The organism is Microbacterium sp. SLBN-111 (genome assembly GCF_049739645.1).
Lineage (GTDB): Bacteria > Actinomycetota > Actinomycetes > Actinomycetales > Microbacteriaceae > Microbacterium.
Map to the genome: position 1 here is coordinate 3,347,425 of NZ_JBMGQH010000001.1, position 23,005 is coordinate 3,370,429.

The following is a 23,005-nucleotide window of genomic DNA, read 5'->3' on the forward strand; positions in this document are numbered from 1 at the left end:
GGCGTAGGATGGGAAGACTGATCGCAGTACCCGGGGGAGGGGATCGATGACCGAGACCACGTCCCCCGCGCCGCCGCCGTCGTCGCTCCGACGCCTGGTTCCGCGCATCTTCTCGCGCGCGGCCCGGCGCGACGACGTCGACAAGCTGCTGCGCACCGTCCGTACGCACCACCCCAAGGGTGACCTCGGCATCATCGAGCGCGCGTACGCGGTGGCCGACAAGGCCCACGACGGTCAGAAGCGCCAGAGCGGCGAGCCGTACATCACGCACCCGCTCGCCGTCGCGCAGATCCTCGCCGAGCTCGGCCTCGGCCCCAAAGCCATCGCCGCGGCGCTGCTGCACGACACCGTCGAAGACACCGACTACCCGCTCGACCAGCTCGCCGCCGACTTCGGCGACGAGGTGGCGATGCTCGTCGACGGCGTCACCAAGCTCGACAAGGTCAAGTACGGCGAGAGCGCGCAGGCCGAGACCGTCCGCAAGATGATCGTGGCGATGTCGCGCGACATCCGCGTGCTCCTCATCAAGCTCGCCGACCGGCTGCACAACGCGCGCACGTGGGGGTTCGTCCCGCCGCACAAGGCCGCGAAGAAGGCCACCGAGACGCTCGAGATCTACGCGCCGTTGGCCCACCGGCTCGGCATCCAGGCGATCAAGAGCGAGCTGGAAGACCTCTCGTTCGCCGTTCTGCACCCCAAGCTCTACGCCGAGATCGAGAGCCTCGTCCGGCAGCGCACGCCGCAGCGCGAGCAGTACGTCCAGACGGTGATCGACGCGATCGACGCCGACCTGCGCGAGCTCCGTGTCCGTGGACGCGTCATGGGCCGTCCGAAGCAGCTGTACTCCGTGTACCAGAAGATGGTCGTGCGGGGCCGCGAGTTCGACGACATCTACGACCTCATCGGCATCCGGATCCTCGTCGGCACGGTGCGCGACTGCTACGCCGTGCTCGGCGCGATCCACGCGAGGTGGACGCCGCTGCCGGGGCGCTTCAAGGACTACATCGCCACGCCGAAGTTCAACCTGTACCAGTCGCTGCACACGACCGTGATCGGTCCGAGCGGCCGGACGGTCGAGATCCAGATCCGCACGCACGAGATGCACCAGCAGGCGGAGTTCGGTGTCGCCGCGCACTGGAAGTACAAAGAGCGGATGGCCGGCGGGAAGACGGATGCCAAGGCCTCCGACACCGACATGGCGTGGATCGCGCGCATCTCGGACTGGCAGGCCGAGACCGCCGACCCGGGGGAGTTCCTCGACTCGCTGCGCTTCGAGATCGGCGCGAAAGAGGTCTACGTCTTCACGCCCAAGGGCCGGGTGATCGGCCTGCCGAAGGGCGCGACCCCGGTCGACTTCGCGTACGCCGTGCACACCGAGATCGGCCACCGCACGATGGGCGCCAAGGTCAACGGCCGCCTCGTGCCGCTCGAGACCGAGCTGCAGTCGGGCGACGTCGTCGAGGTCTTCACCTCGAAGAACCCGGACGCCGGCCCGAGCCAGGACTGGCTCGGCTTCGTCAAGAGCACCCGCGCGCGCAACAAGATCCGCGGCTGGTTCACGAAGGAGCGCCGCGAAGAGGCGATCGAGCAGGGCAAGGATTCCATCGCCCGGGCGATGCGCCGGCAGAACCTGCCGCTCCAGCGCCTGATGAACCAGGACTCGTTCGCCGAGGTCGCCCGCGGCTTCCACTACGAGGACGTCTCCGCCCTCTACGCCGCAGTCGGCGAGGGCCACGTCTCGACGCAGTCGGTGATCGAGAAGGTCACCGCCCTCGTGAGCGCCGACGACACGTCGACCGGACCGATCGATCTCCCGCAGGTCGGCCGCAGTCGCGCTCCGCGCGGCGGCGACTCCGGCGTGCTGGTCCGCGGCGCCCCCGACATCCTGGTCAAGCTCGCGAAGTGCTGCACGCCGGTGCCGGGCGACGAGATCGTCGGCTTCGTCACGCGTGGCAGCGGCGTCTCGGTGCACCGCGCGGACTGCACCAACGTGAAGTCGCTGCGGGAAGACCCCGAGCGTCTCATCGACGTCGAGTGGGCGCCGACGACCAAGAGCGTGTTCCTCGTGCAGATCCAGGTCGAGGCGCTCGACCGCTCCGGGCTGCTGAGCGACGTCACCCGCGTCCTGAGCGAGCACCACGTCAACATCCTGTCGGCGACGGTCTCGACGACCAACGACCGTCTGGCGCTGAGCAAGTTCGTGTTCGAGATGGGCGACACCGTCCACCTCGACCGCGTCCTCAACGCCGTGCGGCGCATCGACGCCGTCTACGACGTGTACCGCGTCACCTCGTCCTGATCCCGCGCAGCTCACTCCGTCGCCACGGCGCCCAGGACGTCCCCGGCCCGCCGTCCGTACGGATACCGCGGATGCCGCGCGAGCCACGCCCGCGCTTCGGCGAGGGCGTCGGGAGCGGCGTGCGCCCAGGACCGAGCGACGTCGAGGTCGACGGCATCCGGAGATCGGGCGAGATCGACCAGCGTCCGCGCCGGGCTCGACACGCGGACGCCGGCGATCGTGACGAGGTCGTCCGTCGGGATGCGCACGTCGTGGGCGATGACGCTCAGCTCCCGGAGCGGACGCAGCCGCTCGGCAGCCGCCCGCTGCACATGATGGCGGAGCGGCTCGGCGTCGATGCCGCCGTGCACCCACGCGGCACTGACGCGGACCGCCGCCCAGCGGTCGCCGACGAGCGGTGCGAGGCTTCGCGCGCGCATCCAGGCGGTCTCCACGGCATCCGCGGGCATGAACCCCTCGCCGATCGGCGCGAGCAGGCCGTCCAAACACGCGGCGGTGAGCTCCGCCAGCGAGAGCCGTTCGCCCGGGAAGTACAGGAAAGGGGAGACCATCCCGTCAGTGTGCCGGGATGATCTCCCCTCGCGCGTCCGCAGACGCCGGGCTGTGGAGAACGCTCAGCCGCCGAGCGCGCGCAGCCAGGTGCGGCGTGCCTCGAGGGCCTCGGAGGCCTGCGCCGCGGCGCGCTTGTCGCCCTTGGCCTGGGCCGCGGCGAGCTCGGCCTCGAGCTTCTCGATCGCGTCGGTCAGCTGGCGCGTCATGTCATTGGCGCGCGCCTTCTGCTCGGGGTCGTTGCGCTTCCAGTCGGCATCCTCGCGGGCGCGGACGCTCTGCTCGATCTTACGGAGCTCGTCGTCGAGGGTGCGCTCCTTGTCGCGCGGGAAGATGCGGCCGATCTCGTCCCACTGGCGCTGGATCGCGGTCAGCTTCTGACGCGCGGTGGCGAGGTTCTTCTCGTCGACGATCGGCGCGGCCTCGGCGAGGAGCGCGCGCTTCTGCTCGATCTTCTCCTTGGATGCCTCGGCATCCGCCGTCTCGCGCTCGATCCGCGCACCGTACAGCGCGTCGCCCGCGGCCTTGAAACGCGCCCAGAGGGCGTCGTCGACCTTGCGGCCGGCGCGACCGGAGGCCTTCCACTCGTCGAGCAGATCACGGTACGCCGGGATGCCGTCCTCCCCGCGCGGCGCGAGCGCCTCGGCCCGCTCCACGAGACGCGTCTTGGCGTCGCGGGCGGACTTGTGGGTCTCGTCGAGCGCGGAGAAGAACTCGCGGCGGTGACGGTCGACCGTCGCGCGAGCGTCGCGGAAGCGGCGCCACAGCTGCTGGGCGGTCGACTTCGGCAGACGCGGGCCGTTCTGCTGGTGGGCCTGCCACCGGTCGAACAGGGCCGACATGTCGGTGGTCATCTGCTTCCACTGCACCGACTGCGGGTCGCGCGCCGCGAGGGCCTCGGCCTGCTCGACGATCTCGGTGCGCTCGCGCACGGCGTCGTCCACGGCTTCCTTGGCCGCCGCGGCCTCGGTCTCGGTCGCCTCGGCCAGCTCTGCGGTCAGGGCGTCGAGGCGCTCGAGCAGGGCGGCGAGGTCGCCGACCGCCGCGGCGCCGTCGACCTTCGCGCGGACGGTCGCGGCGGTGGAACGCAGGTCGGACGCCGATGCGCCGCCACGACGGTGACGCACCTCGAGGAGCGTCACCTCACCCGCGAGGTCGGCGAACTTGCGCGTGTAGTACGCCAGGGCTTCGTCGGGCGTGCCGTCGGGGTACTGCCCGACGACGCGCCACTCGGCACCCTCACGCACCGAGACGGTGCCGTCCTCGTCGACACGCCCCCACGGCTCCACGGGAGCGGCGACGCGGGCACCCGGACGCGGCCCAGGACGGGGACCGGGGGCGGGCGTAGCCTTCGGGGCTGCCACCGGGGCTTCGGGCTCCTCGGCCGTCGGGGAAGCCTCGGACTCCTCGGGCTCCTCGGCCGTCGGGGAAGCCTCGGACTCCTCGGGCTCCTCGGCCGTAGCGGAAGCCTCGGACTCCTCGGCATCCGCGGCCGGGGCATCGGGCTCTCCGGCCTCATCGGCCGCTTCGGTGGAGGGAGTCTCCTCCGCCGCCGGAGAGTCGTCCGCGGCGGTCTCCGCCACGGGCTCATCGGTCACGGGAGCCGCATCCGCAGCGGTTTCGACCGCCTCGTCGGCGGGGGTCTCGACGGTCTCGTCGGGCGTCTCGACGTCGTCGGCGACGGCGGGGGTGGTGTCGGGGGAGTCGGAGGAGGGAAGGGAAGTCACGGGAAGCACCTCATCGCGGCAGGGCCGCCTGGGGGAGAAGGACGGTCCCGAGCCTAGTACGACGGATGCCGTCGCCACAGGTTCACGGCGTGGGCGAGGTGTCCGGGACGGGGGCGAGCGGGTCGGTGGACGTCGAATCGCTGGCGCTCGGGTCGGGCAGCAGCGGGTCGATCGACGTGGAACTCGGCGCGGGGGTGTCGGTCACCGTCGGGGCGGGCGCGGGGGCACCGGGGCCGCTCACGAAGTACACGGTCTGCAGCGCCGCGGCACCGGCGATCACAAGGAGGCCCACGACCAGGGCGAGGACGTTGTCGCGTCGGCGGCGCTGTCCCTGACGACGGTGGATCTCCTGCCGGATCTGATACGCCCGCGCACGCTCACGCTGCTCGCGGCTCTGCCGATCCTTGCCACCCGTCGCCACATCGACCTCTTCTCACCGTGCGGACCGCCCCGATCCTACGCATCGAGGCGATGAGGCCACAAAGCCGCTCGATCCGGTGTCGGGGGTCGCGATTAGCCTGGGTCGGTGACCAGTGCTTCCGCCCTCTTCCAGGGCCAGACCCCGCTCGCGGTGCGGATGCGCCCGACGAGCCTCGACGAGGTCGCCGGCCAGGGTCACCTGCTGCGCCCCGGTTCCCCCCTGGTCACGCTCGCGGGCACCGAGTCCTCGGCATCCGGTTCCGCCGTCTCGGTGATCCTGTGGGGGCCGCCGGGCACGGGCAAGACGACGCTCGCTCAGGCCATCGCGCGCTCGTCGGGGCGCCGGTTCGTCGAGCTGTCGGCGATCACCGCCGGGGTGAAGGACGTGCGCGAGGTCATGCAGGAGGCTCTCACCCAGCGCGACCTGTACGGGCAGTCGACGATCCTGTTCCTCGACGAGATCCACCGCTTCACGAAGGCGCAGCAGGATGCGCTCCTCCCGGGCGTCGAGAACGGGTGGGTGGTGCTCATCGCGGCGACGACCGAGAACCCGTCGTTCTCCGTCATCTCGCCGCTGCTGTCGCGTTCGCTCCTGCTCACGCTGCGGCCGCTCGGCGACGACGACCTCGGGGCGTTGGTCGACCGCGCGGTGACCGATCCGCGGGGCCTCGCCGACCGCGTGGTGCTCAGCGACGAGGCGCGCGCGGCTCTCGTGCGCCTGGCCTCCGGCGACGCGCGCCGCGCCCTGACCGCCCTCGAAGCCGCCGCTTCCGTGGCCGCCGACGACGCGGCCCGCGACGACGAAGATGAACCCGGGGACGACGAAGACGACGACGATACGGATGCCGACGACCCCCGCCCCGTCATCACCGGCGACCACATCGCGCAGGCCGTCGACCGCGCGCTGCTGCGCTACGACCGGCAGGGCGACGAGCACTACGACGTCATCAGCGCGTTCATCAAGTCGATCCGCGGTTCCGACGCGGATGCCGCGATCCACTACCTCGCGCGCATGATCGAGGCCGGGGAAGATCCGCGGTTCATCGCCCGGCGCCTGGTGATCTCGGCCGCGGAGGACATCGGTCTCGCCGACCCGCAGGCCCTGCAGATCGCGGTCGCCGCGGCGGACGCCGTCGCCTTCATCGGCATGCCGGAGGGCCGCATCCCCCTCGCCGAGGCCACCGTCTACCTCGCCACGACGGCGAAGTCGAACGCCGCGTACAACGCGATCAACGCCGCGATCGCCGATGTCCGGGTCGGCGGGTTCGGCCGCGTGCCTATGCACCTCCGCGACGCCCACTACCCCGGAGCCAAGCGCCTCGGGCACGGCAAGGGCTACAAGTACGCCCACGACAGCGAGATCGGCATCGTCGCGCAGCAGTATCTGCCCGACGAACTGCGAGGGAAGCAGTACTACCAACCGACGTCCCACGGGGCAGAACGCGAGGTCTCCGCGCGGTTGGAGAAGATTCGCCGCATCCTCGATGGCGGCTGAAACGGCGGCGGGACCGCCTCTGGTAACATGAATCGGCTCGAAACAGGGTTTTCGGGCATCCCCTCCTTCCTGTGATCACCTTCCGGTGCGCCCCGGCGTGCGCTTCGGATCGGGCGGAAGGGGGCGATACGTCCGTGAGCCGCGAAAGGCGCGGCCACGTCATCGGAAGGAGTACTTCGTGGCAACGAAGTCCCAGGACCGCCGCAAGGTCCGTCTGTCGCGCGCCCTCGGCGTCGCGCTCACCCCGAAGGCCGCCCGCTACCTCGAGAAGCGTCCCTACGCTCCCGGCGAGCACGGCCGCACCAAGCGCAAGGCCGACAGCGACTACGCCGTGCGTCTGCGTGAGAAGCAGCGTCTGCGCGAGCAGTACGGCATCCGCGAGAAGCAGCTGCGCATCGCGTTCAACGAGGCCCGCCGCACCGAGGGCCTGACCGGTGAGAACCTGGTCGAGCTCCTCGAAATGCGTCTGGACGCCCTGGTCGTCCGTTCGGGCTTCGCCCGTACCACCGCCCAGGCCCGTCAGCTCGTCGTGCACCGCCACATCCTGGTCGACGGCCAGCTCGTGGACCGCCCGTCCTTCCGCGTGAAGCCGGGTCAGCTCGTGCACGTCAAGCCCAAGAGCGAGGGCCTCGAGCCCTTCCAGGTCGCGGCCGCCGGCGGACACGCCGAGGTTCTGCCCCCGGTTCCGGGCTACCTCGAGGTCGACCTCTCGACGCTGCAGGCGCGCCTCGTGCGTCGCCCGAAGCGTGCCGAGGTGCCCGTCACGTGTGACGTGCAGCTCGTCGTCGAGTACTACGCCGCTCGCTGAGTCCCCGACTCACGAGCCGAAGGGCGCCGGGTTCTCCCGGCGCCCTTCGTCATTGCCGGTCGCGCTCTCGCGCGGCCCGGTGTGTTTCGCGGTCGCGCTCTCACGCGGCCCAGTGCTGTTAGCGGTCGCGCTCTCGCGCAACCCGGCGCTATTGCTGCGCGCCCGGGCGAGCGTCGGGGACACAACGAAGGAAATCCGGCCGCCGCTGCGCGAAGTCGTCCGCGTTCACGGCTCTCTCCGGCCGCGGATCTCCTTCGCTGTGTACGACGGGAGACCCGGTAGGGATGCGGCACGGGCGGGCGCAAGGATGCCGGGGGCGTGGCATCCATCCCTCCGGGCGCGCGCTCGCGCGACCCTGTCGCCTACGATGAAGGGATGCCGCGCCCGCGGCGCTCGCTCGAGGAAGAAGTGGTGATCGTGAGAAGCCTCGTCTGGTTCGTATTGGGCATCGCCGGAGGCTTCGTCGCCGCGCACCTGGTCAACAAGGACCCCCGCGGCCAGGAGCTCCTCGCCCAGGTCGATGCGCGCATCAGCGAGTTCGCCGACCGCATGAGCGTCGCGTACCACGAGCAGGAGACGCGGCTCTCCGACATCCTCGACGACGCCAAGGGTGTCGCGGCCGCCGCCGTCGATGCGACCGCCGACGCCGCAGGTACGGTCGCCGACGCGGCGAAGAAGGCCGCCCCCACCGACTGACCTCCCGGCATCCCGCCCCGCTCGACGGGGCGGATCCGCACGCCCACGGAAAGACCCCACATGAAAACCGCCGAGATCGCTCAGCGCTTCCTCGACTACTTCGAGAAGAAGAACCACACCATCGTGCCGTCGGCCTCGCTCGTCACCGACGACCCGGCGCTCCTCTTCACCGTCGCCGGCATGGTGCCGTTCATCCCGTACCTGAGCGGCGTCGTGCCCCCGCCCTACCCGCGCGCGGCGGACGTGCAGAAGTGCATCCGCACGAACGACATCGAAGAGGTCGGCAAGACCCCGCGCCACGGCACCTTCTTCCAGATGCTGGGCAACTGGTCGTTCGGCGACTACTTCAAGGAAGACGCGATCCGCTACGCCTGGGAGCTGCTGACGACCCCGGATGCCGAGGGCGGCCTGGGCTTCGACCCGAAGGACCTGTGGGTCACCGTCTACGAAGAGGACGACGAGGCGCACGACCTGTGGCTGCGCCTCACCGACCTGCCCGAGGAGCGCATCCAGCGTCTCGGCAAGGACACCAACTACTGGTCGACCGGGCTCCCGGGCCCCGCGGGTCCGTGCTCCGAGATCTTCTTCGACCGCGGCCCCGCCTACGGCATCGACGGGGGACCGGCGACCGACGACGACCGCTACGTCGAGATCTGGAACCTCGTGTTCATGCAGTACGAGATCACGAACGTGCGGTCGAAGTACGACTTCGACATCGTCGGCGAACTGCCGGCGAAGAACATCGACACCGGCATGGGCCTGGAGCGCATCGCGTTCATCAAGCAGGGCGTCGACAACATGTACGAGACCGACCAGGTGCGCCCGGTCCTCGACCTGGCGGCGAAGCTCGCGGGCAAGTCGTACGGCGCCGAGTCGCACGAGGACGACGTGCGCCTGCGCATCGTCGCCGACCACGTCCGCTCATCGCTCATGCTGCTCGCCGACGGCGTGACCCCGTCGAACGAGGGCCGCGGCTACATCCTCCGCCGCATCATGCGCCGCGCGATCCGCTCGATGCGTCTGCTCGGCGTCGAGGGACCGACGTTCCCCGAGCTGTTCGCCGCCTCGCGCGACGCGATGAAGGAGTCGTACCCCGAGGTCGCGACCGACTACCCGCGCCTGTCCGCGTACGCGATCGCCGAGGAGCAGACGTTCCTCCGCACACTCGCGGCGGGCTCCGCGATCCTCGACCAGTCCGTGGCGGATGCCAAGCAGGGCGGCGCCACGACGCTGTCGGGCTCCGAGGCGTTCCTGCTCCACGACACGTACGGCTTCCCGATCGACCTCACCCTCGAGATCGCCGAGGAAGCCGGTCTCACGGTCGACCGCGGCGCGTTCGACACGCTCATGCAGGAGCAGCGCGCCCGCGCGAAGGCCGACGCCCGCTCCCGCAAGGGCGCGATCGCCGACCAGAGCGTGTACCGCGAGTTCCGCGCGCTCGGCGAGACGGTGTTCACCGGCTACACCGACCTCGAGACGGAGTCCAAGGTCCTCGGCATCCTGGTCGACGGCCGCAGCACCGACCGAGCGTCGCAGGGCCAGATCGCTGAGGTCGTCCTCGCCGAGACCGCGCTGTACGCCGAGTCGGGTGGCCAGGTCGCCGACAAGGGCGTCATCGTCGGTCCCGGCTACGAGCTCGAGGTGCTCGACGTGCAGCGTCCCGTGCCGGGCCTCATCAGCCACACGGTCGAGGTCACCAGCGGCGAGGTGTCGGTCGACGCCCCCGCGACCACGGTGGTCGACGCCCTCAACCGCCACTCGGCGCAGCAGGCGCACTCCGCGACGCACCTCGTGCACGCGGCCATCCGCGACACCCTCGGCAAGACGGCGACGCAGACCGGTTCGCTGAACCGCGCCGGCTACATGCGCTTCGACTTCAGCTGGGGCGCGGCGCTCTCGCCCGAGACCCGTACCGAGATCGAGGACATCGCCAACAACGCCGTCCGCGACAACCTCGAGGTCACCACGCGCGTGCTGTCGCTCGATGAGGCCAAGGCCGCGGGCGCGATGGCGCTGTTCGGCGAGAAGTACGGCGACACCGTGCGCATGGTCGACATCGGCGGTCCGTGGTCGCGCGAGCTCTGCGGTGGCACGCACGTCGCGCGCAGCGCCGAGATCGGCCTGGTCAACCTCGTCGGTGAGTCGTCGGTCGGCGCGTCGAACCGCCGCGTCGAGGCGCTCGTCGGTCTCGACGCGTTCCGCGACCTGGCCGCCGAACGCGCCATCGTGTCGCAGCTGACGACGTCGCTCAAGACCCCCCGCGAGCAGCTCACGACCCGCATCGCCGAACTCGCCGCGAGCCTCAAGGCCGCCGAGAAGAAGATCGCCGCGTTCGAGGCGCGGGCACTGTCCGACCGCCTGCCGCAGCTGGTGGAATCCGCGGTCGCCGTGGGCACGGTCCGTGTCGTCGCGCAGTCGCTGGGGGAGGGCGCGTCGGCCGACGACGTGCGCTCGCTCGCGCTGCAGGTGCGCGACCGGCTCGGCTCCGACCCCGCGGTCGTCGCCCTCGGCAGTGTCGCGGGCGGCCGCGCGACGGTCGTCGTCGTGACGAACGACGCCGCGCGCGAGCGCGGCCTCACCGCCGGCGCCCTGGCCAAGAGCGCGGCCGGCGTCCTCGGCGGCGGCGGCGGCGGACGTCCCGACGTCGCGCAGGGCGGCGGAACGGATGCCGCGGCCCTGCCGCAGGCGCTCGAGGGCATCGTCGCGGATGTGCGGGCGACCACCGCGTGACGGACTTCCGCCGAGGCATCCGGCTGGGGATCGACGTCGGACGCGCACGCGTCGGCGTCGCCCGGTCGGATCCCGACGGTCTGCTCGCGGTTCCCGTCGAGACCGTGCCGCGGAAGGGCGAGCCGGTGCGCCGCATCGTCGCCCTCGCGGAGGAGTACGAGGCGTTCGAGGTCCTGGTGGGTCTGCCGCTGAACCTGCGCGGCGAGGACACCCCGTCCACGACCGACGCCCGGGCCTTCGCCGGTCAGCTGGCGGCGGCGTTGAGCGTCCCGGTCCGTCTCGTGGACGAGCGGCTCAGCACCGTCTCCGCGCACGATGTGCTCAGGCAGGCCGGGCGTTCCCAGCGCGAGTCTCGTAGCATTGTGGACCAAGTCGCCGCTGTGGTGCTGCTGCAGCAGGCGCTCGACGTCGAGCGAAGGTCCGGTGACCCGGCCGGACCCGCTGTAGCACCGGGACAGGAGCCCGCCTGACATGCCCGAAAACGACCCCACCGACCCGTTCGCCGAGCTGTACGGCCGGCTTCCCGACCCCCGATCCGGAGCGACGGATGCCACGGCCCGCGGCGACGCGACCGCCGGGGGCCCCGGGCCGGAGGCGCCGCCACCCTCGCGCCGCGCGGCCCGCGAGGCCCGGCGCGCCCAAACGGGAGAGACTCCCCAGACCCCCGAGACGCAGAGCGGCGTCGCCCCCACGCCGCCGACGGCACCGGTGCCCGCCCCACGGGCCGCGGCGCAGACCACGCCGATCGGCGCCCCGGCTGAGGAGCGGCAGCCCGAGCCGGCCGAGGAACGGCGGCCCGAGCCCGTCGCGGCGTGGCAGCCCACGCCGCGGCGCCAGCCCGAACCCGGTCCGCAGCGACAGACCGCGACCGTCGGCGTTGCGACCGCCGCCGCCGGTGACCGAGGCGTCGCATCCGGGTCGCTCGATGACCTCTTCTCCGGTCGCGCCCACTCGGACGACGTGCAGTGGGCCGCGCCGCCGAAGCGGCGCCGCCGCGTGGCCGGCTGGATCGCCCTCGCGGTCGTGCTCGTGATCATCGGCGGACTGGTCGGCGGCGGCTTCGCCCTGTGGAACACCTACGGCGACCGCGTGCGCGAGTTCCTCGGCACCGGCGAACCCACGGACTACGCCGAGGGCATGGCCACCGGCGAAGCCCGGGTCACCATCGTCTCGGGCGACACCGGCGAGTCGGTCTCGCCGAAGCTGTTCGAGGCCGGGATCACGAAGCAGTCCGACTCGCTGTACAAGTACATGGTGCAGAACGGCGTCGCGTTCACGTTCCAGCCGGGCGTGTACAAGCTGCAGCAGCAGATGTCGTCTCCGGCGGTGCTCACCGCGCTGCGCGACCCGGCGAGTCGCCTGAACCACACGGTCCAGCTCCGCGAGGGTCTGACGCTCAACCAGTCGCTCGACGCGATGTCCGAGCAGCTCACGATCCCGCGCGCCGACTTCGAGGCGGCGGTCGCCGACCCGTCGCAGTACGGGGTGCCGGCATCCACGCTCGAGGGCTGGATCTTCCCGGCGACGTACGACTTCGACGACGGGGTCACCGCGACGCAGGTCATCCAGAAGATGGTGCAGCGCACGGTGCAGTCGCTCGATCAGGCCGGCGTTCCCGAGGCCGATCGCGAGCGGATCCTGATCATCGCCTCGATCATTGAGCGCGAAGCGCGCAACTCCGACGACTTCTACAAGGTCTCGCGCGTGATCGAGAACCGCCTCCAGCCCGACAACGACGAGACCCACGGTCTGCTCCAAATGGACTCGACGGCGCAGTACGGCGTCGGGGAGATCGGCGCGGGCAGTTCGTCGTCGTCGGAGAACGCCCTCACCAACGACAACCCGTGGAACACCTACATCCACCCGGGCCTGCCCATCGGTCCGATCGCGAACGCCGGCGACCTCGCCATCGACGCGGCCATGCACCCCGTCGACGGAACCTGGTACTACTTCACGACGGTGAACCTCGACACGGGCGAGACGGTGTTCTCGACCACGTACGCCGATCAGGAGAAGGCCGTCCAGCAGTTCCGCGACTGGTGCCGCGCGAACCCGAACAGCGGATGTTGACCGGCACCCGGCTCGCCGTCTGGGGAGACCCGATCGACCACTCGCGGTCGCCGGCGCTGCACGCGGCGGCGTACCGCGAGCTGGGTCTGCCGTGGGAGTACGGGCGTCAGCGCGTCACCGAGGCGGGGTTCCCCGCGGCGCTGGAGAACCTGGATGCCACGTGGCGGGGCCTCTCGCTCACGATGCCGCTGAAGAACGTCGCCGCGCGATCGGCGGTGGCGCTCGACGACGCGGCGCGCCGCACGGGCGCGGTCAACACGTACCTGCTGGCCGACGACGGTCCGCGCGGCTTCAACACCGACGTCGGGGGACTGGCGCGCGCGCTGCGCGAGGCGGGCGTCGCCCGGCCCCGGGCTGCCCGCATCCTCGGGGCCGGCGCGACGGCGACGTCGGCGGTGCTGTCGCTCGCCGAACTCGGCGCCCCGCGCGTCGAGGTCGTGGCCCGGCGCCCCGAGGCCGTCGAGCCGCTGCGCGACCTCGGTGCCTCCCTGGGGGTCGAGGTCGTCCGGTCGTCGTTCGATGCGCAGGCCACGCCCGAGCCCGTCGACGTCACCATCGGAGCCCTGCCCGGGAAGGTCGACGCCGGTCCTGGCATCCGTCCCCTCGCGGAGAACGGCGGACTGCTCGTCGACGTCGTGTACGGCAACTGGCCGACGTCGCTCGCCGAGCAGTGGCTCGCGGCGGGGAACGCGGCGATCAACGGCCTGCCCATGCTGCTGCACCAGGCCCTGCTGCAGGTGCGCGTGTTCGTGGGCGGCGACCCCTCCGTCCCGCTCGAGCGGGAGGACGCGGTGCTCGCCGCGATGCGCGCCGCGCTCGTGGGAGGATAGGGGCATGCTTCGCGTGCTCACGGCCGGGGAATCCCACGGCCCCGAACTGGTCGCCCTCATGGAGGGGATGCCGGCCGGCGTCCCGATCTCGCCCGCGCAGATCCGCGCGGACCTCGCTCGGCGCAAGCTCGGCTACGGCCGCGGCTCGCGGATGAAGTTCGAGGAGGACGAGCTCACGCTCTCGACCGGCATCGTGCACGGCTTCACGATCGGCAGCCCCATCGCGCTGCGCATCGGCAACACCGAGTGGCCGAAGTGGGTCGAGGTCATGAACCCCGAGCCGGTCGAGCTGTCCGACCGTTCACGCGGTCGCGGCGCCGCCCTCACGCGCCCTCGCCCGGGCCACGCCGACCTCGTCGGCATGCAGAAGTACGGCTTCGACGAGGCGCGGCCGATCCTCGAGCGCGCGTCCGCCCGCGAGACCGCGGCCCGCGTCGCGCTCGGCGCCGTCGCCCGCGCGTTCCTCGGCGAGCTCGGCATCCGCCTCGTCAGCCACACGCTCTCGATCGGTCCCGTCCGCGTGCCCGAGGGCGCGGCGCTGCCGACGCCCGACGACGTCGACCTCCTCGACGCCGATCCGCTGCGCTGCTTCGACCCCGAGACCTCCGCGGCGATGGTCGCCGAGGTCGACGACGCGAAGAAGGCCGGTGACACGCTCGGCGGCATCGTCGAGGTGCTCGCGTACGGCCTCCCGCCGGGGCTCGGCTCGCACGTGCAGTGGGATCGTCGACTGGATGCCAAGCTCGCCCAGGCCCTGATGAGCATCCAGGCGATCAAGGGCGTCGAGGTCGGCGACGGCTTCCTCACCACGACCCGTCGCGGGTCGCAGGCGCACGACGAGCTGTTCGCGACGGAGGACGGCATCACCCGCTCGTCCGACCGCGCGGGCGGCACCGAGGGCGGCATGTCGACCGGCACCGTGCTGCGGGTGCGCGCGGGCATGAAGCCCATCGCCACGATCCCGCACGCGCTCCGCACCGTCGACGTCGCCACGGGCGACACGGCCGCCGCGCACCACCAGCGCTCCGACGTGTGCGCGGTCCCGGCCGCGGGTGTCGTGGCGGAGGCGATGGTCGCGATCACGCTCGCCGACGCGGTGCTGGAGAAGTTCGGCGGCGACAACGTCGCCGAGACGCGCCGCAACCTCGAGACGTACCTCGCGCACCTGCCCGAGACGCTGCGCACCACCGACGCCTCCGACGCGGCGTTGCTCGCGCATGACCTCGGCTGAGGCCGGCGCCGGCGCGCTCGTGCTCATCGGACCGATGGGCGCGGGCAAGACGAGCGTCGGTCGCCGCGTCGCGCGCGCCCTCGGCGAGACGTTCAGCGACACCGACAAGATCGTCGTGCGCGACCACGGTCCGATCCGCGACCTCTTCCTCGCCCACGGCGAAGCGCACTTCCGCGCGGTGGAACGGGATGCCGTGGCCGAAGCCCTCGGGAGGGGCGGTGTCGTCGCGCTCGGCGGGGGAGCGGTGCTCGACCCGGTCACCCGCGAGCGGCTGACGCAGCACCGCGTGGTGCTGCTGACCGTGGCGCCGCACGTCGTGGCATCCCGGATCCACGGCGACGAACGTCCGCTGCTGGGCGGCGAGGACCCGGCGGAGCGCTGGCTCCGCATCTACGAAGAACGGCGACCGATCTACGAAGCGGCCGCCGACATCGCCTTCGACACGTCGTCGGGCCCGCTGGCTCGCGTGGTCGACGACATTGTGGCCTGGGCGCGCCCCGTCCCGGCCCAGGAGACCCCATGACCGACACCACGACCATCACCGTCGCCGGCGACCCCGGGTACGACATCACGATCGGGCGCGGCCTGCTCGCGGCGCTCGGCGAGAAGCTGCCCGCGGCGGCGCAGAAGGTGCTCATCGTGCACCCGCCGACCCTCGCCGCACAGGCCGAGACCCTGCGCGCGCAGCTCGTCGGCGACCGGCAGGTGCTGCTCGCCGAGATCCCTGATGCCGAGGCGGGCAAGCGCATCGAGGTCGCCGCGTTCTGCTGGCAGGTCATGGGCCAGGCCGATTTCACGCGGACGGATGCCGTCATCGGCTTCGGCGGCGGAGCCGTCACCGACCTCGCCGGGTTCGTCGCAGCGACATGGCTGCGCGGCGTCGCGGTGGTGCAGGTGCCGACGACGGTGCTCGCGATGGTCGACGCGGCCGTCGGCGGCAAGACGGGCGTCAACACGGCGGAGGGCAAGAACCTCGTGGGTGCCTTCTGGCCGCCCACCGCCGTCGTGTGCGACCTCGACCTGCTCGACACGCTATCGAAGAACGAGGCGACGGCCGGGTTCGCCGAGGTCGTGAAAGCCGGTTTCATCTGGCATCCGGAGATCCTCGATCTCATCGAGGCCGACCCGTCGGGGATCGTCGATCCGAGGGGGGACGCGTTCCGCCGCTGCGTCGAGCTCGCGATCGACATGAAGGCGCGGGTCGTGGGGGAGGACCTGCGCGAAGCGGGCCTCCGCGAAGTCCTGAACTACGGACACACGCTCGGCCACGCGATAGAGCACGCCGAGCGGTACCGCTGGCGCCACGGCGCCGCGATCTCGGTCGGCATGGTGTTCGCGGCCGAGCTGTCGCGTCTGGCCGGCCGCCTGTCCGACGACGTCGCCCAGCGCCACCGCGACGTGCTCGAGTCCCTCGGGCTCCCCACGACCTACCGCGCCGGCGCGTGGCAGACGCTCAAGGCGACGATGCAGCGCGACAAGAAGTCGCGCGGCAGCATGCTGCGCTTCATCGTGCTCGACGACCTCGCCCGCCCCACGGTCCTGCAGGCCCCCGACGAGTCGCTGCTCTTCGCGGCCTACCAGGAGGTCGGGGCGTAAGGCCCCGGCATCCGGTCGGCCACGCGCTCGTTCGCAGAATCCCGCGAATCTCGCAGCATTACGGCCGGATTCTGCGAGGAACGTGCGAATCTGCGAACTTCGGCGCACGTGAGACGGGGGATGCCACGACCCAGCGCGCTGATAACGTGCTCGGGGTGAGCACGCCGCGTCGCCTTCTCCTCGTCAACGGTCCGAACCTCAACCTGCTCGGGACCCGCCAACCCGAGATCTACGGGCGCGACACCCTCGCGGACGTCGAGCGCGTGACCACCGACGCCGCCGGCCGCCACGGTCTCGAGGTCCGCGCGATCCAGAGCAACCACGAGGGCGTGCTCATCGACGCGATCCACGCCGCCCGGCTCGACTGCGCCGGCATCGTGATCAACGCCGGAGGATTCACACACACGTCCGTCGCGCTGCGCGACGCCCTGGCATCCGTGGCTCTTCCGGTCGCCGAGGTGCACATCTCGAACATCAAGGAGCGCGAGAGCTTCCGGCACTTCTCGTACATCGAGGACGTCGCCGCCGTCCACGTGATCGGCGAGGGCGTCCCCGGGTACGCGCGGGCCGTCGACCTGCTCGTCGACGTCATCAGCGGCCGCGCCGACGGCTGAGCGACCCATCGCGTAGACTGGATCGCTGGGCGAGCGCCGACGCGACGCCCCACCGACTCACGAAACGGAACATCGAACCTCATGGCATCCACCGCAGACATCAAGAACGGCGTCGTCCTCAACATCGACGGTCAGCTCTGGAGCGTGGTGGAGTTCCAGCACGTCAAGCCGGGCAAGGGCGGCGCGTTCGTCCGCACGAAGCTCAAGAACGTCATGAGCGGCAAGGTCGTCGACCGCACGTTCAACGCCGGCGCCAAGGTCGACATCGAGAACGTCGACCGCCGCGACTTCACCTACTTGTACAACGACGGCGAAGGCTTCGTCTTCATGGACGTCGCCGACTACGACCAGATCACCGTCGGCGCGGCGACCGTGGGCGACGCGGCCAACTTCCTGCTCGAGAACCAGCAGGTGCAGATCGCGCTGAACAACGGCAACCCGCTGTACATCGAGCTCCCGCCGTCCGTCGTGCTCGAGGTCACCTACACGGAGCCGGGTCTGCAGGGCGACCGCTCCTCGGCCGGCACCAAGCCCGCCACCGTCGAGACCGGCTACGAGATGCAGGTCCCGCTGTTCCTCGAGACCGGCACCAAGATCAAGGTCGACACTCGCACGGGCGAGTACCTCGGCCGCATCAGCTGACCTTGAGCGCCCGTAGCAAGGCGCGCAAGCGCGCCCTCGACATCCTGTTCCAGGCCGACGTCCGCGGTGAGGAACTCCCGGTCATGCTCGCGGTCGAGGCCAAGCGCGCCGCGTCCGAGCCCGACCGTCAGGCGTCGTGGCTGTACGCCCGCGACATCGTCGACGGCGTGATCGACAACCTCGAGGCGATCGACGAGCAGATCACGACGTTCGCGAAGGACTGGTCGCTGCAGCGCATGCCCGCCGTCGACCGCGCCCTGCTGCGCATCGGTGCGTGGGAGATCCTGTACAACGACGAGGTGCCCACCGCCGTCGCGATCGACGAGGCCGTGGAGCTCGCGAAGGAGTTCTCGACCGACGACTCCGGCTCGTTCGTGCACGGCGTCCTCGCCCGGATCGCCCGCTCGTCCTGATCCCCGCCGACGTGTTCCGACGCGACCCGCGTTCCTCGCGGGTCGCGTCGTCGCGTGTGCGGGTGGGGTCGTGGCGCGTGGAGGACGCTTCGGGCGCGTTGAGTGTCCAAGACACGCGGATAGGGCGGCGTCGCATCCGCGTGTCTTGGACGCTGAAGCAGCGCACGGTGCCCATGTCGGTGCCCCCTGTCAGGATCACCGCATGAGCACCTGGCGCGGCCTCCTGCCCGACGCCGAGCGCCCCGGCTTCGACGCGCTGGCGCTCGGCATCGAGCTGCGCCAGCGCGAGGCGTACGACCCCGGGCGGTGGGAAGCCCGGTCCATCGACCCGGTGACGCCCCGCATGCTCGCGCGGCGGCAGGACGAGCTCCAACTCGTCGCCCGGCCGCTCGTGCGCGGTGCGCGCGAGACCTGGATCCGAGCGGATGCCACGTGGGACGCGGTACGTCGATCCACCGGCCGCTTCGACCCGTCGCACGTCGGCTGGTTCGCCGAACTCCACGCCCTCGCGCAGGCGATGCGCACGACCGGACCGTTCGTCGCGGCGAGCGACACCGTCGCCCTCGACTCGATCGCGTCGCCCCTGCTGTGGCCCCACCTGCGCGCGGCGGCGGGGCTCGGCATCCCGATCGTCCCGATGCACCCCCAGCAGAGCGTGCACCTCGCGTCGGAGGCGACGGCGCGCGTGTCGGTCGACACCGCGGCCGGCGGCGGACTGCGTCTCGCGGCGGCCATCGAGATCGACGGACGGACCGTGGAAGCCACGCACGTGCGGCCCCTCGGCACGGCGGGGATCTTCTCGTTCGAGGTCGACCGCGACCCGATCCCGCTGGTCCTGAGCCCCGTCGCGCTGCCCGACCCCCTGCCGGCCCTGCTGAGCGACGGGCCGGTCGTCGTGCCGGCCGAGGACGCGGGGGAGTTCCTCGCCGACGCCTACCCGCGGCTCGCGCGGCGAGTTCCGCTCGCCGTGGCGCCGGGCGTCCCGGCGCCTCCGCCTCCTCGACCGACGCTTGAGGTCACCGTGGTGTACCGCGACGACGAGTCCGTCGAGTACGCGCTCGACTGGGTGTACCCGGGCGGCATCCGCGCGGCCTACGGAACGCCGGCCGACGACGAGCGCGACTCCCGCGCCGAGGGCGAGATCGCGGGCAGGGTCGAAACGACCTGGGCAGAGCGCGCCGATCTGCCGGTCAAGGCCAGGGAGCTGCTGCGCGACGCCGACGCCGCCGCGTTCGCGACGCGCGTGCTGCCTGCCCTCGACCTCCTCGACGACGTCCGCGTGATCACGCGGGGACCCGTGCCGGCGTTCCGCGAGTTGCGCGGCGACCCGTCGCTCACGATCACCGCGGTGCCGTCGCCCGACCGCGACTGGTTCGACCTCGGCATCGTCGTCGTGATCGACGGACGCACGATCCCGTTCGGCACGCTCTTCAGCGCGCTGTCACGCGGCCGCACGCGCATCAAGCTCTCTGATGGGGCGTGGTTCTCCCTCGCGCATCCGTCGCTGCAACGCCTCCGGGATCTGCTCGAGGAGGCCGCCGAGCTCGACGAGTGGGAGACGGGCCCGCGCATCCCGCGCCGCCACCTGGCGCTGTGGAGCGATTTCGAGGACCTGGCCGACGAGTCCACCGCCGCGGTCGAGTGGCGCGACCTTGCCCGCGCGCTGCGGGACGTGGCATCCGTTCCCGCCGTCGAGACGCCACCCGGGTTCCGCGCCGAGCTCCGCCCGTACCAGCGCGACGGTCTCGCGTGGCTCGCGCTGCTGCGCGCGCACCGGCTCGGTGGCATCCTCGCCGACGACATGGGTCTCGGGAAGACCGTGCAGATCCTCGCGCTCATCGCGCATGCGCGCGCGACGGGGGAGCGGCGGCCGTGGCTCGTCGTCGCGCCGACGTCGGTGCTGCCGACGTGGGGCGCGGAGGCGGCCCGCTTTGCGCCCGACCTGCGCGTCGTGACGGTCGAGGCGACCTCCGTGCGGCGCACGCGGACGATCGCGCAGCTTGCCGACGGCGCCGACCTCGTGGTCGCACCGTACGGCGTCGTGCGCACGGATGACGCCGAGTTCGGCGTTCCCGCGTGGGCTGGGGTGGTGCTCGACGAAGCCCAGTTCGTGAAGAACCCGGCGACACGCATCCACCGCGCCGTCGCCGCGCTGCGCGCCGACTCGGTCTTCGCGGTCACCGGCACCCCGATCGAGAACGGCCTCGACGACCTGTGGGCGCTGCTGGCGCTCGTGGCGCCGGGGTTGTACCCGTCGGCGCGGCGATTCCGCGAGGAGTACGTCCGCGCGATCGAGCAGCTGCCGTCCGACGCCCCGACCGAGCTGTCGGTCGCCGCGGCCGAGGCGCACCGCCGCGGCAGCCTCGCTCGCCTGCGCTCGCGCGTGCGACCGTTCCTGCTGCGCCGCACGAAGGACGTCGTGGCCGCCGACCTGCCGCCGAAGCAGGAACAGACGATCGCCGTCCCCCTCACGCCCGCGCACCGCGAGCTGTACGACCGCGTGCTGCAGCGCGAGCGGCAGAAGGTGTTGGGGCTCCTCGACGACCTCGACCGGCAGCGGTTCATCGTGTTCCGCTCGATCACGCTGCTGCGCATGCTCGCGCTCGCGCCCGGCCTCATCGACGAGCGCGACGCGCACCTGGGATCGGCGAAGCTCGACGTCCTGCTCGAACGTCTGGTCGAGGTGGCATCCGAGGGTCATCGTGCGCTGGTCTTCAGTCAGTTCACGTCGTTCCTCGATCTCGCGGCGGAACGGCTGGATGCCGCCGGCCTCGCCTACGCGCACCTCGACGGCTCGACCTCCCGGCGCGGCGAGGTCGTCGAGGGGTTCCGCGGGGGAGACGCCCCCGTGTTCCTCATCAGCCTCAAGGCCGGCGGCTTCGGCCTGACGCTCGTAGAGGCGGAGTACGTGTTCCTCCTCGACCCGTGGTGGAACCCCGCCGCCGAGGCGCAGGCCATCGACCGCACCCACCGCATCGGGCAGACGAACAGCGTCTTCGTCTATCGCCTCATCGCCGCGGGCACCGTCGAGGAGAAGGTGCTGGAGCTGCAACAGCGCAAGGCCGCCCTTTCGCGCGCGGTGCTCGACGACGGCGAGGCGTTCGCGAACGCGCTGGATGCCGACGACATCCGGGGGATCCTCGGCGGCTGACACACCGGCGCGGCGCCGCCGGCACGCGAAGCCGCCGCGCCCACCCGGCGCACAGCAGACCCCCGCGTAGACTCGATAAGTTCTCACGGACAGGAGCGATATGAAGATCACCGGCCTCGGCCACGCGGGAATGTTCATCGAGACCGCGGGCGGCAGCATCCTCTGCGACCCCGTGATCGGCCCGAGCTTCTTCGGCTCGTGGTTCCCGTTCCCCGACAACCGCGCGCTCGACTGGGAGCGGTACGGCAAGGCCGATTTCCTCTACATCTCGCACCGGCACCGCGATCACTTCGACCCGGCGATGCTCGAGCGCTGCGTCTCGAAGGACATCCGGGTCCTGCTGCCCGAGTACCCCACCGACGACCTCGAGCAGGACCTCATCGCCCTCGGCTACACGAACCTCGTCCGCACCGAGGCGGGGGTGCCGCTGCAGTTCGGCGACCTCAAGCTCATGGTCACCCCGCTCCGCGCCCCCTCGGACGGCCCCATCGGCGACTCCTCGCTGTCGGTCGATGACGGCACGGCATCCATCCTGAACCAGAACGACTCGCACCCCCTCGACCTCGAGAAGCTCTTCGACTTCGGCAAGCCCGACGCGTACTTCACCCAGGTTTCGGGCGCGATCTGGTGGCCCATGGTCTACGACCTGCCCCAGGACGCCAAGCAGAACTTCGCGCAGCTCAAGCGCGACGCGCAGAACAAGCGCGCGATGTACTACATCGAGAAGGTGGATGCCGCCCACGTCTTCCCCATGGCGGGCCCGCCGATGTTCCTGCGCGAGGCCCTGTTCCGCTACAACGGCACGGGCCTCGAGAACGACTCGATCTTCACCGACCAGCGAGAGTTCCTCGCCCACATGAAGGAGCTGCGCCCCGATCAGCAGGGCCACTTGTTCCTCCCCGGCACCGAGGTCGAGGTGCAGGGCTCCGACGTGACCGTCACGCAGACTCTCTTCACGGATGCCGAGATCGACCGCATCTTCGGCGACAAGTGGGACTACCTCGCCGAGCAGCGCGACAGCCGCCAGGCCGAGATCCGGGCGGAAGAGGCATCCCGTGCCGAGATCATCCCGCCGGCCGAGATGCTCGCGGCGCTGAAGGAGTGGTGGGAGCCGCTGCTGCGTCGCGCCCGCACGATCCGCAACGGCGTGGGCGGCATGGTGCGTTTCCGCATCGGCGAGCTCGACATGGTCGTGGACTTCCCGAAGGCGAAGCTCCGCGAGTACGCCGGCGAGGAGTGCATCTACTGGTACACGATCCCCGCCGACCTCGTGTCGACGAACATCCGCGATCACGAGATCGACTGGTCGAACTCGATCTTCCTGTCGATGCAGTTCGAGGTGGGCCGGTCGGGCAAGTTCAACGAGTTCCTCACGACGTTCCTCAAGTGCCTGTCGCGTGACCGCATCGAGTACGTCGAGAACTGGTACGCCGAGCAGTCCGACCAGACCGAGGATGCCGAGATCGACGGCTGGACCGTCCAGCGCCGGTGCCCGCACCTGCGCGCCGACCTCACCAAGACCGGCAAGATCGAGGACGGCGTCCTCACCTGCTCGCTGCACGACTGGAAATGGGACCTCGCCTCCGGCCGCTGCCTGACGACGACGGGTCACCCGATCCGTTCGACGCCGTCGGGCCTCGCGAAGGAGAAGGCCGCGGAGGTCGCGGCGGGCTGAGCCGCCGCGGCAACGCCGAGGCACCCAACGTCGCGCCGCCGGGGCGCAGCGACGCCCAC

The 23,005-nt window shown here is 71.3% G+C and carries 19 protein-coding genes; 16 read left to right on the top strand and 3 right to left on the bottom strand.

Annotated features, from left to right (window positions below; genetic code table 11):
* Nucleotides 1-46: 46 nt before the first annotated feature.
* A complete protein-coding gene (locus RKD05_RS15640; protein ID WP_063258721.1) occupies nt 47-2,299 on the top strand; it encodes a RelA/SpoT family protein in 2,253 nt (750 codons plus the stop codon).
* A gap of 11 nt (nt 2,300-2,310) precedes the next feature.
* Here RKD05_RS15640 and RKD05_RS15645 read toward each other — a convergent pair whose 3' ends face one another.
* The 3 genes from RKD05_RS15645 to RKD05_RS15655 all read right to left on the bottom strand — a co-directional run bounded on the left by RKD05_RS15645 (nt 2,311) and on the right by RKD05_RS15655 (nt 4,996).
* Nucleotides 2,311-2,850, bottom strand: a complete 540-nt coding sequence (locus RKD05_RS15645) for a type IV toxin-antitoxin system AbiEi family antitoxin (RefSeq protein ID WP_424711261.1) — start codon at nt 2,848-2,850, stop codon at nt 2,311-2,313.
* A gap of 63 nt (nt 2,851-2,913) precedes the next feature.
* The gene (locus RKD05_RS15650; RefSeq protein WP_424711872.1) at nt 2,914-4,137 is read right to left on the bottom strand and encodes a DUF349 domain-containing protein; all 1,224 of its coding nucleotides are present in this window, start codon (nt 4,135-4,137) and stop codon (nt 2,914-2,916) included.
* 520 nt (nt 4,138-4,657) lie between these two features.
* Entirely contained in the window at nt 4,658-4,996 is a 339-nt protein-coding gene (locus tag RKD05_RS15655; protein ID WP_424711263.1) for a dioxygenase, read from the bottom strand.
* A gap of 105 nt (nt 4,997-5,101) precedes the next feature.
* Here RKD05_RS15655 and RKD05_RS15660 point away from each other — a divergent pair, with 105 nt between their 5' ends.
* The 15 genes from RKD05_RS15660 to RKD05_RS15730 all read left to right on the top strand — a co-directional run bounded on the left by RKD05_RS15660 (nt 5,102) and on the right by RKD05_RS15730 (nt 22,946).
* Complete coding sequence (locus RKD05_RS15660; RefSeq protein WP_424711265.1) at nt 5,102-6,490, top strand: replication-associated recombination protein A; 1,389 nt, start codon at nt 5,102-5,104, stop codon at nt 6,488-6,490.
* Nucleotides 6,491-6,668: 178 nt separating this feature from the next.
* Entirely contained in the window at nt 6,669-7,298 is a 630-nt protein-coding gene (gene rpsD, locus RKD05_RS15665; protein WP_022879926.1) for a 30S ribosomal protein S4, read from the top strand.
* Nucleotides 7,299-7,673: 375 nt separating this feature from the next.
* A complete protein-coding gene (locus RKD05_RS15670) occupies nt 7,674-7,994 on the top strand; it encodes a hypothetical protein (RefSeq protein ID WP_022879924.1) in 321 nt (106 codons plus the stop codon).
* A 60-nt stretch (nt 7,995-8,054) separates the two neighbouring features.
* Nucleotides 8,055-10,724 carry an alanine--tRNA ligase gene (gene alaS / locus RKD05_RS15675; RefSeq protein WP_424711267.1) on the top strand — a complete coding sequence of 890 codons (2,670 nt, stop codon included), beginning with the start codon at nt 8,055-8,057 and terminating at the stop codon, nt 10,722-10,724.
* Nucleotides 10,721-11,194: a Holliday junction resolvase RuvX gene (ruvX, locus tag RKD05_RS15680; RefSeq protein WP_022879922.1), complete on the top strand. Its 474-nt coding sequence runs from the start codon at nt 10,721-10,723 to the stop codon at nt 11,192-11,194. Before alaS ends, ruvX begins: the two co-directional genes overlap by 4 nt.
* A gap of 1 nt (nt 11,195) precedes the next feature.
* Nucleotides 11,196-12,794, top strand: coding sequence for an endolytic transglycosylase MltG (gene mltG, locus RKD05_RS15685; protein ID WP_424711269.1), 1,599 nt, complete (start codon nt 11,196-11,198; stop codon nt 12,792-12,794).
* Complete coding sequence (locus RKD05_RS15690) at nt 12,788-13,624, top strand: shikimate dehydrogenase (protein WP_424711270.1); 837 nt, start codon at nt 12,788-12,790, stop codon at nt 13,622-13,624. The genes mltG and RKD05_RS15690 overlap by 7 nt, the downstream gene beginning before the upstream one ends.
* Before the next feature lie 4 nt (nt 13,625-13,628).
* Nucleotides 13,629-14,855 (top strand): chorismate synthase, encoded by a 1,227-nt coding sequence (gene aroC, locus RKD05_RS15695; RefSeq protein ID WP_424711271.1) that lies wholly within the window; start codon nt 13,629-13,631, stop codon nt 14,853-14,855.
* Entirely contained in the window at nt 14,842-15,378 is a 537-nt protein-coding gene (locus tag RKD05_RS15700; protein ID WP_424711272.1) for a shikimate kinase, read from the top strand. Before aroC ends, RKD05_RS15700 begins: the two co-directional genes overlap by 14 nt.
* Nucleotides 15,375-16,451 carry a 3-dehydroquinate synthase gene (aroB, locus tag RKD05_RS15705; protein ID WP_424711273.1) on the top strand — a complete coding sequence of 359 codons (1,077 nt, stop codon included), beginning with the start codon at nt 15,375-15,377 and terminating at the stop codon, nt 16,449-16,451. Before RKD05_RS15700 ends, aroB begins: the two co-directional genes overlap by 4 nt.
* 155 nt (nt 16,452-16,606) lie before the next feature.
* Entirely contained in the window at nt 16,607-17,065 is a 459-nt protein-coding gene (locus RKD05_RS15710; protein WP_424711274.1) for a type II 3-dehydroquinate dehydratase, read from the top strand.
* Between the two features lie 81 nt (nt 17,066-17,146).
* Nucleotides 17,147-17,707 (top strand): elongation factor P, encoded by a 561-nt coding sequence (gene efp, locus RKD05_RS15715; RefSeq protein ID WP_424711275.1) that lies wholly within the window; start codon nt 17,147-17,149, stop codon nt 17,705-17,707.
* A 2-nt stretch (nt 17,708-17,709) separates the two neighbouring features.
* A complete protein-coding gene (nusB, locus tag RKD05_RS15720; protein WP_424711277.1) occupies nt 17,710-18,120 on the top strand; it encodes a transcription antitermination factor NusB in 411 nt (136 codons plus the stop codon).
* A 202-nt stretch (nt 18,121-18,322) separates the two neighbouring features.
* Nucleotides 18,323-21,271, top strand: coding sequence for a DEAD/DEAH box helicase (locus RKD05_RS15725; protein WP_424711279.1), 2,949 nt, complete (start codon nt 18,323-18,325; stop codon nt 21,269-21,271).
* 100 nt (nt 21,272-21,371) lie between these two features.
* Nucleotides 21,372-22,946: a Rieske 2Fe-2S domain-containing protein gene (locus tag RKD05_RS15730; RefSeq protein WP_424711280.1), complete on the top strand. Its 1,575-nt coding sequence runs from the start codon at nt 21,372-21,374 to the stop codon at nt 22,944-22,946.
* Nucleotides 22,947-23,005: the final 59 nt, after the last annotated feature.